9 protein-coding genes are annotated in these 11,208 nt (G+C 38.5%); all 9 read left to right on the top strand.

Annotated elements, in window-relative coordinates; genetic code table 11:
- The coding region (locus ACIY19_RS05850) for an SspB-related isopeptide-forming adhesin (protein WP_409002934.1) at positions 1 to 1,821 on the top strand (1,821 nt) is incomplete at its 5' end.
- A 77-nt stretch (positions 1,822 to 1,898) separates the two neighbouring features.
- Positions 1,899 to 2,336: a single-stranded DNA-binding protein gene (locus tag ACIY19_RS05845; protein WP_409002933.1), complete on the top strand. Its 438-nt coding sequence runs from the start codon at positions 1,899 to 1,901 to the stop codon at positions 2,334 to 2,336.
- Between the two features lie 171 nt (positions 2,337 to 2,507).
- The gene (locus ACIY19_RS05840; protein WP_061742871.1) at positions 2,508 to 2,753 is read left to right on the top strand and encodes a hypothetical protein; all 246 of its coding nucleotides are present in this window, start codon (positions 2,508 to 2,510) and stop codon (positions 2,751 to 2,753) included.
- Positions 2,754 to 2,757: 4 nt separating this feature from the next.
- On the top strand, positions 2,758 to 5,886 hold the full coding sequence (locus ACIY19_RS05835) for a VirD4-like conjugal transfer protein, CD1115 family (RefSeq protein WP_409002932.1): 3,129 nt from the start codon (positions 2,758 to 2,760) through the stop codon (positions 5,884 to 5,886).
- 82 nt (positions 5,887 to 5,968) lie between these two features.
- Positions 5,969 to 6,466, top strand: a complete 498-nt coding sequence (locus ACIY19_RS05830) for a hypothetical protein (protein ID WP_409002931.1) — start codon at positions 5,969 to 5,971, stop codon at positions 6,464 to 6,466.
- 122 nt (positions 6,467 to 6,588) lie between these two features.
- Positions 6,589 to 8,868: a pLS20_p028 family conjugation system transmembrane protein gene (locus tag ACIY19_RS05825; RefSeq protein WP_409002930.1), complete on the top strand. Its 2,280-nt coding sequence runs from the start codon at positions 6,589 to 6,591 to the stop codon at positions 8,866 to 8,868.
- 8 nt (positions 8,869 to 8,876) lie between these two features.
- Positions 8,877 to 9,158: a BRCT domain-containing protein gene (locus ACIY19_RS05820; protein ID WP_409002929.1), complete on the top strand. Its 282-nt coding sequence runs from the start codon at positions 8,877 to 8,879 to the stop codon at positions 9,156 to 9,158.
- Positions 9,159 to 9,263: 105 nt separating this feature from the next.
- Positions 9,264 to 9,935 (top strand): hypothetical protein, encoded by a 672-nt coding sequence (locus ACIY19_RS05815; protein ID WP_409002928.1) that lies wholly within the window; start codon positions 9,264 to 9,266, stop codon positions 9,933 to 9,935.
- Entirely contained in the window at positions 9,916 to 11,046 is a 1,131-nt protein-coding gene (locus ACIY19_RS05810) for an XRE family transcriptional regulator (protein ID WP_261085707.1), read from the top strand. Before ACIY19_RS05815 ends, ACIY19_RS05810 begins: the two co-directional genes overlap by 20 nt.
- Positions 11,047 to 11,208: the final 162 nt, after the last annotated feature.

The raw sequence follows: 11,208 nt of genomic DNA, 5'->3' as shown, positions 1-11,208 counted from the left end.
GCTACTGCAACTATTACTAAAACAACCGTGAAGCCAGTTAAGACTGAACCTGTATCAGCTGAATTGGTCGAAGCGAAGAATCCAGCCAAACCAACTTTGGCGCTTAAAACTCTTTCTGAGACGAAAAATCAGAAATTATCAGCAAGTTATCACGGCTACAAGTTACAATATAAGCCAGTTGTCAGCAAATCTGTAGCAGATACAGATAAGACCAATACAAACGGTCAAACAGTTGCTAAAAGCGCTACTCAGACCTATACATTGACCCATGACAATATCTATGCGAACCTGAAAAAAGGGGACAAGATTACTATCATCGATCCTCTTGAAGCTGGGGCTGTTCCTGATATAACTGTGACGAAAGCAGCTGCAGAGAAAGCTGGATGGGGTGTTGTCTATGATGCAGGAAAGAACACTTATACCTTTACTGCTACCTATCAAGGAAAACGTCTAGATGCCCCAGTGATTACCTGGAAGCCAGTCTATGATAAAGGATTTTTCGATAATACCTACAAGGTTGTAGTAAACGACTATGAAGTTTTCTCAAACACTGTTACGAACTACACACCGAAGCCACCTAAACCAGTAAAATCGGTTCTGGATCGCTCTGGTAAGGATATCAATGGTGCGAAAACATTTGATCGTAACGTGACCTTCCGCTTGATGACAGATTACAGCCCTTACACCAAAACACTTGCTTCAGTGGAAGCACTTGGTAAGAAGTTTGGAATCCTGGACGATGTTCAAGACAAAGCCTTCACAGTTGACCACAGCAAGATCAAGATGACCGCTGCAGGACAAGATGTGAAAAGTCTCTTTGATATGTATCATGTGCTTTCAGACAAAGGCCGTACAGATGCAATCAATAAGATTCTGAAAGAATTGAACTTGAATCCTAAAGGTGAGTTTTATCTTTGGACAGCGAAGGATTCTAAGAGTTTCTACCAAAATTACGTTAAGAAAAACAAAAACGTGACGATTGATCTACCAGCTAAGCTCCTGGTTAAAGCAGGGGAGAAAGTTGAAAATAGCTTTAAGCAAATTGACTTCGCTAACAGCTATCAGTCAAACCTCGTGACTGTTGAAGTACCAGATGTGAATCCAGAGAAACACGCTTTGGATCAAAAGGATAATAAGAAAATCCTAGACGGCCAAGAAGTGCAGATTGGCCAATATATTCGCTACTTACTTGACGGTGTAACCGTTCCAACCAAACACGATAGCCTCTTTCAATATGACGGTAGTGACCAGTTGGATGTGGTTCATGATCGATACACAGGCAAGTGGGAAGGTATTATCAAGGGAACAGAGTACACAGCTGCTCAAGACCTTATCTTACCTTATGACGTTATCCTGAAGGATGGTAAAGTCATCAAAGCTGGTGAGAAGATTTCCAAAGGTACATCTTATGCCTTCTTGTTTGAAGTGAACCAAGATACGGATCCTAACTTCCTCAAGAAAATTGTGACCGTTAAATGGAACGAAAAGGAAGGCAAATGGTCGTATGTTATTAACCAGGATTTCCTAAATTCTTTAGGTGTAAAAGGCACGTTCGATGCGGATTTCTACCTAGAGGTAGAACGCATCAAGGCTGGTAAGGTTGAAAATACCTTTATCAATACAGTCAATTTACAAGAGATGACGGCTAAAGTTACAACAACAACGCCGGAACCTCCAAAACCAGAGCCTAAAGAACCAGGCAAGCCACAACCGCAGCCATCACTTCCAAATACAGGAACATCAGCAAGCATGCTTCCAGTTGTGGGAATGATTTTGGGATTGTTGAGTCTTGCAGGTCTTCGTAAGTCGAAAGAAAACTAATTTGACGAACTAAAATGAAAGGATGACCACAAGCTGGGGTATAACTCTCTTGTGGTCTTTATTGAAAGGAGAAAAAAATGCAAGTATTTATCGCTACTGGACGTGTTGCATTCATCCCAAGTGATGCAGTAGGTCAAACTAAAAATGGTCATGCCAGTTTCAAATTTGAGTTTGTTTGTGATTCGAGTATGAATGATGATACAAATAAACCAATTTCTAGTTTCTTCCATGTGCAAGTATACGGAAAACAAGCAGAATTGATGGCTCAGAGTCTATCAAAAGGCTCTCCAATCCTCTTAAAAGGAGAAATTATCCAACGACCATATAATGATGAACAAGGTCAACGTCGGACGTATCAGTTTATTTCCCCAAACCAACAAGGAGGAATCACTTTCCTTGAAAATAAGGAAGCACCAAACCGACGTAAGCAGGAACAACAAGGCTTTTCTCAGCCGACACAAAGTTCTATTCCTACATCCTATCCTGAACCAATGGATGCGGATTCCCCATTCTAAAGGGATTGAAAGCATACAAGAACACTTGTGTGCTTTTTCTGTTGTTTATTTATTGTATAAAAAGTTATATAACTTATGGCACAATAATATCTTTTGTCCCTTTAACAAAGAATTTGATATTATCCTTTAGAATAGAGGGGAATTAAGAGATAATAAGAAAGGAGTGCAACAATGGAAAGACAAAAATACAATTATCTGTCTGATGAATTGATTGCGGAATCTCTTCAGGTGACCAATTACCTAGAACAAAGTCGATCCAGTCGATTGAATGTTCTTCAGTTGGATGGAGAGAAATGGTTAGAAAGTTACTTTCACCGTTATGAGAAAGCCTCTCCAAGGCTACAGTTTCACATATTTCTCTTTTCGAGCTTCTATACTCGAAAAATGGAATGGTTTTTGGAAGGTGTAAGGGGGTAGTCGTTTGTTTGAGTTATTTGAAGTAGTATTTTATACCCTTATCCAAGCGATTCGAGCCAGTTGGATCAATACCTTCCTTTTTCTAGGAGGCGCAGGTTATTACCTATTCAAACTCTTCCAGCCGTATTTTTTAAGAAATTATCAAAGGTTATTAACAGGTAAGACTAGTCTAAGCCAGGCAATAAAAAGAGGTTGGAAAAATCATAAAGAAATTGATTGGAAAAAAGTATGGCTCAAATCAATTAGAGGGCTGTTCAATTGGATGAAGTCATTCATACCTAAACTCTTGGCGCTTGTCTCTCTCATCCTTTGGAATGTTTTCTTCAGGATATTTTATACCCTCCCTTTTGTCAAACGAGAACGGAAACGTTTTGATAAAGAAATGAAACCCATTCTTTATTTTAAAAGTTATCGCAGCTTCGTTTATATGGGATTAGGTTTTAGCTTTATTGCTTTTATCTTGACGAATTATTTGGTTACTGTTTTGAGGGCTACAATCCGCTTTCTCTATTTTAGTATTTGGTCGTTTAAAGATGCTAGTAAGGCCGTAAACTTTGACTTAAACAGCCTCTTGTTTCAAAGTTTATTGAATGCTAAAGTCTTCTTGATAGCACCGATTTTAGCATTTCCAATCTTTTTACTGGGATTAGTTATCGCCTGGAAATCTGCCTGGGTGAACTTCGAGCAGTTTCGAGACTATAACAACAATGAAGAAGGAGATGACCGTTTTGTGACGATTGATGAAATTCGTCGTCAATACAAAAAGATCCCCAATAAAGATTTAACTTATCCAGGTGAAGGTGGAGCTCCTGTACTTCATGAACTGACTCATGATTTAGCAGGACAAACACTGAGAACTCAAATGTTATGGCAAAATAGAAAAATGAGCCGATACGTGACTAATGCGGAGCGGATTTTAGGCACGTTAGCTTTTCCTTCAGGTTACTACTATATTGAAGATAAGCCGACGAATCTGTTAGGGATTGGGATGACTCGTTCAGGTAAGGGTGAAGGTCATATTACTCCAGCAATTGAAATCAACAGTCGTGCTGAATTGCAGCCATCGATGGTACTAGCAGACCCGAAAGGGGAACATTATCAAGCCTCCTACAAACTCATGAGGCAACGTGACTATGATGTCAATGTTCTTTCTTTCCAAAATATGGATTGGTCTATGTCTTTCAATCCGCTAGCTCTAGCCATCGCTGCCGCAAAGAAGGGCTACTATGAGAAAACTCAAACCTATGTCAATGCAGTCGCAGAATCCATTTATCCGAAACAAAAAGGTGGAGAGAAGGGAAATGCGGAATACTTCCGTAAGTCTTCTATATCCCTGTTTAATGCTCTTACAATGGCTTTGATGGATCGAGCTAACGAAACCGTTCAAAATGGTGAAGACGATGCCTGGGATACCATTACGATCCCTAACGTTGCGAAATTCTTGGCGACAATGGGGTCTGAAGAAGTCTTTGTAGATGGTGCTGGAGAAATCGTCGAGAATCCAAGCAGAGAACAACAAGTGTCGAAAAAGTCAAAAATCACAGTCTATTTTGATAATTTGAGACAAGTCAATCAACAACAATTCTCGAAATTTAGACAAATGGCGGATATCGAATTTCGTGCTTCAGACTTTGGTGGTGATGAGACTAAAGGTAATGTCTACTCTAGCATGATGACAGGAATCAATCTGTTCTTGCAAGACAACGTGGCCAAACTGACTTCTAAAAACTCTATTGATTTAGAGTCTGTTGGCTTCCCACGTCGATTATCTGTTAAGTTCAGATCAAGCACCAACAGTCAGCTTAAAAACGAATTTAAGCACAAAACTGCTAAAGTAACGATTACAGGATTGAAGAAGTGGGGTAAAGTCGAAAAGAAAGTCGATTATATAAAGCAAGCGACAGCTTTAGTCGATGGGGAAGGCTATCTGACCTATGCCATTGAGCCTAAACTTCCAGATCAGTTTACGGTAACGATTGATTTCAATCATAAGAACAATGGGCATTCCCCTGTTCGAGATCAAATCTTTCAATTTTCAGCTGAAAAAGTCTATCGAAGAAACGGAGATAGTCTAGAACTAGATGAGTATAGCAAGAAGCCGATTTTAGATCATATCGATATAACCGTCCTTAAGAATAAAGAAGATACTAAAAATCTTCTTCAGGAGTCGGATATTGAACTGGTCTATTCAGATAAACCGAAAGTCATTTACTTGGTAACACCGCCAAATCGAACAGAGTATAATGGGATTGTTTCGTTATTCTTAGATCAGCTATTCAATGCCAACTATGAGCTTGCATTAACAAATGGTCGTAAATGTATTAATCGGATTCTCCATATCTTAGATGAGTTTACAAATATCCCTGCGATTCCTCACATGGATACAAAAATATCTATTGGATTGGGACAAAACATTCTCTATTACCTATGGATTCAAAATCTGGAGCAATTGGATGATAAATACGGCCAAAATGTTGCTCGAACCATTATGGACAACTGTTCATTGAAGGTTTATGTTAAAACAACATCTTCAGATACCAATAAGAAATTTAGTGCCGACTTAGGTACACGTACCATCACCAGAAGACGGCGCTCCAGCAATATCCTGGACGAAGCTAATCCAAATGTAGCTGTCGAGAATCCAAAACAAGAATTGTTGACACCAACGCAATTGGCGAAGCTCCAGGAAGGAGAAGCGGTTATCTTACGTGGAGTCAAGGGACGGGATAATGTTGGACGTAAGGTCACAACGGATCCAATCTTCGCACATGACAAGAACAGCTTCCCTTACAAGTACATGTTCTTACAAGAGGAGTTTGATACCTCAATGACTCTTGCAGATATTCCAGTCGAAAGTGCCCACCGTGAGCTAGAGCTTCAGGAAATAGCAGTTGATGCAGGTACAGCCTTCAACAACATCATCGACTGGAGGCAACGTTTGACCATGCCTCTTCTTAGCAACAATGGAGAGACACCCAAACTATCAGGCCGTCACAGTAAAGGACAAAAGGTACAATCTCAATCATTTGCTTCTACAGATGAATTATTTCAGGCAACTGTAGCTAGTGTCATTCAAGGTGATTATGATTATTATGATGACGGAGACGACTTCTTTGCGGATGAAGTTATCTAAAAAGATGTACAATAAGTTATATAAACACTTGCAAGAAAAAAAGCTGTTTGCTATAATAAAATAAAGAATAGTTAGGAGATAAATGATGAAAGCAAAGCACTTTTTAAGAATTGTTTTAGTAGGGTTAGCCTTGATTTTACTAGGGGCATGTGGTCAAAAATCACCTGATTCTATTGCTAAAAATGTGCTAAAAGATAGCTATACTGGATTTTCACCAGAACATAGTTATGAGAGTATTTATTTTGAAGGTGGAGTAGGAACTACTTTAAAGTTTGATAAAGCAGAACGAACCATCTCGAATAACGACGGTAGAAGTGTTAAGTACAGTGTTCTATCAGATGAACAAGTGAAGGCCATTCCAGCCTCTTTCAGAGGAACTATTGTTAGTTTAGAAAGTCAACTGAAAGGAAAGGATAATTTTACTATAGCTGTTGGTGATAATGCAGATAAGCCTGAAGAGGCTGGTGCTTACTATCAAGTCGTATTGACTGAAGGTGGTAAAAAAATCCGAATCATTGAGCTACGTCGTGGCTATAAAGAAGACAATGCTTTCTATGATTTCAACGGAACCGCAGATTAACGTACAAAAGTCTCAATTACTTGAGGCTTTTTTTGTTGTTAGAATTTCATTGTCCCTTTAAAAACGATTTTGTCATTATCGAATATGATAGGGGTATCTTAAAAAGAAAGAAGGTACCTTTAGTGCACTATCAAACCTTTTCAGATTTGATGAATGAGGTCAAGGATCTCGATGGTAAACTCACAGGCGAGAATGCAAAAAAGCTGGGGGAATTCTATTCCTATTGGGGGAACTATTTAGAACCGACTCCTGCATTTATGGCATTTCTAGCCTATTTGCCAGGAGGGATTGCCAAGGCTCTTTATCAAATCACTTCCAGCCTAGAACATGTTTTTAATAATATGTTCAAGCTCTTTGGGCTTTTCGGATATTTGGGGGATCAGAAGACAGTCATTGGTCAATTTTTCTACTGGTTTCAGATATTAGGAACGTCCTTGTTTACTCTGATTTTGGTTGTGTCGGTCGTCGTAGGAGTCTTTACTAAGCCAGTAAAGTATAAGGGGGTTATTATTAATTTCCTTTTGGTAACTGCAGTAACCTCGGTTTTGCCTTTAGCTTTGACAACTATTTCAACAGCAGTGGCACAGGATGCCATGTCTATCCAGATGGTCTCCAGTGAAGCGCCATCTGGTAGTCAACCAACTTCCTCCTTGGCTCTTCAACCTATGAAAAATAATGTGGTAGACCTAAAAGTCTTAATATACAAAGATTTTTCTACAGAGTTGTTTCCAATGGATGATTATGGCTATATCAAGCCTGTTCAGGAAGGTTCTACCCCTGTCAATAATATCACGGATGACCTTGCACAGCGGGATACGACTGATTTTGCGTCCAAGATTGATTTTGGGGCAAATTATGGTACGACAAATCCAAAAATGTTAGAGGAGATACAGGAAGACGATAAAATAAAAGGAATTAAGGGCTTGTTCCTACATAAGTTAAATTCCAATAATACTGGAGTTGAAAGCATTACAGAACACCGAGTCATTAATCAATTGAGTGCTTTTGAATCCGTTTATATGCGCTATAAAGTCAACTGGATAGGGATGTTTCTTCAGTACATTATCCTTGTTGTTCTCTTGGTCAGCATGATCATTAAGCTCGTTAAATCAATCTTTGATATTCTGATTGAAGCAATGATCTCTCCAATTCTTGGATATAGCTCCCTATCAAATTCAAAGAAATACAAAGAGTTGTTAAGAACGATTGGTGGTGCCTTAGCAGGAATCTTCTTTGAAGTTATCATTATGCGTGTAACACTTGAGATTTTCAGAGATTTACCAATCCTATCTGTCTCAGCAGTGACGAAGCTATCTGGCGGATTTTTTGATGGGCTGAACATGTGGGAGCAGTGTCTTGCAGCTGCTTTTGTCTATATTGGAGTATTCTTTGCAGCAATGCAAGGAGTGGCCATGATTGAACGCTGGCTTGGAGTTTCAACAGGACATAGCGAAACAGCTCAACAATTGCTTGGTGCTATGATGATGGGTAATGCCTTTGCGGCTGGAGCAGGTGGTGTCTTTAATGGCGGTATGGCGCTTGGTCAATTTGGTATGGATATGGCTAAAAAAGCTCCAGATGCCCTGTCTAAAGGCAGTCAGATTCTGGGGAATAGCCTTGCCAGAACTGGAGGTGGTATTCAAGGTGCTTTGAACTCTATAAAAGACCAGGGATTAATGAATGCGGCCAAAGGTGGAGTAAGTAACATGGTTGATTTGGCAGAATGGAAAGCATTTGAAACTATGCAAAATACGAAAGGGGCAGTTGGCAATGTTTTAAATAATTTGGATGATAAAGCCGCCTCTGCGCACAATGCGACCTATAACGCTTTGAAAAACGATGCTGTTCCTGGACTTGGTCATTCTGGACCAGTTGACATTCCTGAGTCACCAGTAGATTCTGGAACAACGGATGCACCTTTTGTAGATCCAACTATTCCATCTGAAGGAGTGGAGCCACCAATCCAAGACTCATCGCTTCCAACTGAAGGAGTGGAGCCACCAATCCAAGACTCATCGCTTCCAACTGAAGGAGTGGAGCCACCAATCCAAGATTCAACTCCTCCAACTGGAGGAACGGAAGCTCCAATTCAAGATTCAATTCATCTAACTGGAGGAACAGAGCCACCAGTCCAAAATTCATCTCATCCAACTGGAGGATCAGCATCACCAACTCAAGATTCAACTCCTCCAACTGGAGGAATGGAGACACCAACCCAAGGTTCATCTCCATCAGTTGTAGAATCGACACAACCACCGAAACAACCAGACTCTCCTCAACAAAAGTTTCAACAGAGCATGAGTCAAATGCAATACATGAACCAGCAGATGCAACAAGCAGGACAGCGTATGCAGGGAGGACGTCATATCACAGGTGCTGAAAGCCCTGAAGAGGAGGAATAGGATGAATTATGGATTTAACAGGGAAGAATATTGTTATCACAGGAAGCCTACGTCCTCTAACTAGAGAAGAAGCCATACGATTTTTTGAAAGTAAAGGAGCTGTCGTGCAAAACTATGTGTCATCTAGGACAGATATATTGGTTGTAGGACATAAGCAGTTGAATCTTTTTGATCTAGATAAAAGGTCTAAGAAGCATGATGCAGCGCTTAGAAGACTATCAGAAGGCCAATTGATTACTTTTCTTTCTGAAGAAGGATTCTTTGATTTAGTTAAGAAGTCTCAAGATTGAGGCTTCTTTTTGTGTGTAAAAGTATGTTATAGATATTGACATTTTTTTAAAAAAATGGTAAACTATTAACATAGCACATGAATAGTTAAAGATTGGAGAAGAGACATGGGAATTTTACAGAGTCACTTAGAAATAGAATGCGACCCAAGATTGGCAGGAGAATTAGCTTATAGTATAAAAGAAGCCTATCGATATCTATGGGAATTGATTAATGCTACTCCTGTATTGCAACATCCTGAAATGCGTAAAACTTATGGTCATATTAGACAAGCCTTAGTAGATGTCGCTCTACGTTTGGTTTTAGAAGATTCATCTATGCCAGTAGACGTGCAAATGATAGCTGCAACGAACAATAAAAGAAATGGTTATACCTATACTATGATTGAGACAAAGGGAGCTATTATATCCCCTGTGAAAACAAGAAGTGTAAGAGCTGTTCCTAAAAAAGCTCTACATAGAAGTGTTGCTAGTATTAAGAATAAGCAGTTTGATTTGTTCACTACTCAAGAAGATATCAATAAACAGTATGATGAGACTACTCCCCCATTTATATTACTCACTTATGGTGGACTAAATCATCATCTTCAGTTTGTTCAGCTTGGACTACCTGATGTTGATTCAGAACAATGGATTGAGAAAGTAGATATTTTAAATGCTCCACGCATTATAACTTCTACAGAACAAGAACGAGCAACCCAAAAGAAACTAGATTTGACATTAACAGAGCTATCGGAAGATCTTCGTAGGAGAGTAGTAAATGGAACAACGAATATTTAATCCCTCTAAATTAACAAAAGCTAGAATAGCTAGGGGATTAACAAAGAAAGATTTAGCAGAACGAACTGGGATATCCCGACAGATGATTTCGAATTATGAATTAGGTAAAACGCAACCAGGAGCCAATAACCTAATGACTATTGTTGCCGAACTAGATTTTCCATATAATTACTTTACTTCTGAATCAAAAAGTTTTTATGAAGGAGCAACTTTTTTTCGTAGTCAGTCTGCATCCACCAAGAAAATAAGAGATATGCAAGCAGTGAGATTGGAATTTCAAAAAGAAATTTATGATTTTTTATCTCGCTATGTGAATTTTCCCCAGTTAGTTCTTCCTGATATTCTAATGAAAAATATTCATGATATCACTAATAAAGATATTGAAGAAAAAGCCAGAGAATTGAGAGAGATTTGGGGACTTGGAATAGATTTACCAGTTTCTAATTTACTTGAAGTAGCGGAAATTAATGGTGTCATTATTGTTGAAGCAAATATGTCCGATGAAACACTAGATGCGGTATCAGAGTGGATAGGAGATAGACCGTTCATAATGTTGACAGACAACGGCGAATCAGCAGTTCGCAGAAGATTTAACATCGCTCATGAGATCGGACATATTTTACTTCACGGAGATATTGAAAGTATTCATGATTATACATCACAGGAATTAAAGAATGTTATTGAAAAACAAGCTAATTATTTTGCTTCTTGTCTATTGTTGCCTGAAAATGGTTTCTTAAAGTCATTGTTATCTACTAATTTAGATTTTTATATTGAGTTGAAAAAATATTGGAAGGTTTCTATTCAGGCTATGATTATGAGAACACATCAACTAGAGTTAATAAGTGATGATCAAAAGTTGTATCTGTTTAAGAAAATTGCTTTTAATAAGTGGAAGAGACAGGAGCCGTTAGATACAGAGATAATTCCTGAAAAACCAAGCCTTTATAGAAAGGTATATGAGCTGATTGTTACAAATGATATTCTTCAGAGGAATGAATTAATTTCCTATTTATCCCTGCCAAAAGATGAATTGGAGAAGTCTTTAGATATTTCAATTGATGAACAAAAACCACCAAAACATGGTCCAATTTTAAGAATAGTTAAGTAAGAAGTCTCAGTATTGAGGCTTCTTTTATTGTGTAAAAAAGTATATAACTTTTTGTGTAATTTATTCCTGAAGGATGATGGGAAAAATGCTATTGTCCCTTTAAAAGATATTTTCGATTATTCATTATAATGTTAGTGTCAAAACAAATATAAAGGAGAAATT

The sequence above is a fragment of the Streptococcus sp. ST14 genome (assembly GCF_046098195.1).
In the GTDB taxonomy this organism is placed as follows: domain Bacteria; phylum Bacillota; class Bacilli; order Lactobacillales; family Streptococcaceae; genus Streptococcus.
This window is presented reverse-complemented; position numbering and strand designations above follow the sequence as displayed.

What these genes read in the sequence shown, in the direction of transcription:
- ACIY19_RS05820 (WP_409002929.1), top strand. Translation starts at nt 8,877, where the DNA reads ATGGATTTAACAGGGAAGAATATTGTTATCACAGGAAGCCTACGTCCT.
- ACIY19_RS05840 (WP_061742871.1), top strand. Translation starts at nt 2,508, where the DNA reads ATGGAAAGACAAAAATACAATTATCTGTCTGATGAATTGATTGCGGAA.
- ACIY19_RS05830 (WP_409002931.1), top strand. Translation starts at nt 5,969, where the DNA reads ATGATGAAAGCAAAGCACTTTTTAAGAATTGTTTTAGTAGGGTTAGCC.
- ACIY19_RS05815 (WP_409002928.1), top strand. Translation starts at nt 9,264, where the DNA reads ATGGGAATTTTACAGAGTCACTTAGAAATAGAATGCGACCCAAGATTG.
- ACIY19_RS05810 (WP_261085707.1), top strand. Translation starts at nt 9,916, where the DNA reads ATGGAACAACGAATATTTAATCCCTCTAAATTAACAAAAGCTAGAATA.
- ACIY19_RS05845 (WP_409002933.1), top strand. Translation starts at nt 1,899, where the DNA reads ATGCAAGTATTTATCGCTACTGGACGTGTTGCATTCATCCCAAGTGAT.